Below are 944 nucleotides of genomic sequence, written 5' to 3'. Positions count from 1 at the left end.
TGGTTGCGCACCATGACGGCCCGGCCGGTTCGCCGCATGTGCTGTTTTACGGCCATTATGACGTTCAGCCGGTCGACCCGATCGAATTGTGGGAAAGCGATCCGTTCGCGCCTGCTGTCAAGGAGGTCGGGCCGGACCACAAGGTGATCGTCGGTCGGGGGTCGGCCGACGACAAGGGCCAGTTGATGACCTTCGTCGAGGCTTGCCGCGCCTGGAAACAGGTGCATGGCAATCTGCCTTGCCGCATCACCATCCTGTTCGAGGGCGAGGAGGAATCCGGTTCGCCTTCGCTGAAGCCGTTCCTCGAGGCCAATGCCGGCGAACTCAAGGCCGATTTCGCGCTGGTCTGCGATACCGGCATGTGGGATCGCGACACGCCGTCGATCTGCGTCGGATTGCGCGGGCTGGTGGGTGAGGAGATCACGGTGAAGGCCGCCGACCGCGACCTGCATTCGGGCCTCTATGGTGGTGCCGCCGCCAACCCGATCCGCGTCCTGGCCAGGGTGCTGGCCGATGTCCACGACAAGGACGGCCACATCACCATTCCCGGCTTCTATGATGGCGTCGAGGAAACGCCGTCGCAGATCCTGAAATCATGGGAGACGCTCGGCGAGACTGCCGAGACGTTCCTGGGACCGGTCGGCCTGTCGATCCCGTCGGGCGAAAAGGGCCGCTCCGTGCTGGAATTGACCTGGGCGCGGCCGACGGCCGAGTTCAACGGCATCATCGGCGGCTATACCGGCAAGGGCTTCAAGACGGTGATCGCGGCCGAAGCCTCGGCGAAGGTCTCGTTTCGCCTTGTCCACAAGCAGGACCCGAAAAAAATCCGGGCCGCGTTCCAGAAGTTCGTCAAGGAGCGCATTCCGGCCGACTGTTCCGTCGAATTCCATCCGCATGGCGGCTCGCCGGCAATCCAGCTTTCCTACGACTCGCCCTTCCTGGCC

The 944-nt window shown here is 63.9% G+C and carries 1 protein-coding gene; it reads left to right on the top strand.

Annotated elements, in window-relative coordinates; genetic code table 11:
* Nucleotides 1-944 (top strand): M20/M25/M40 family metallo-hydrolase (locus ENZ74_RS33020; RefSeq protein WP_127313349.1); only part of this gene is annotated, 944 nt, incomplete at both ends.

This window comes from Mesorhizobium sp. M7A.F.Ca.CA.002.15.2.1, assembly GCF_003998715.1.
In the GTDB taxonomy this organism is placed as follows: domain Bacteria; phylum Pseudomonadota; class Alphaproteobacteria; order Rhizobiales; family Rhizobiaceae; genus Mesorhizobium; species Mesorhizobium ciceri.
This window is presented reverse-complemented; position numbering and strand designations above follow the sequence as displayed.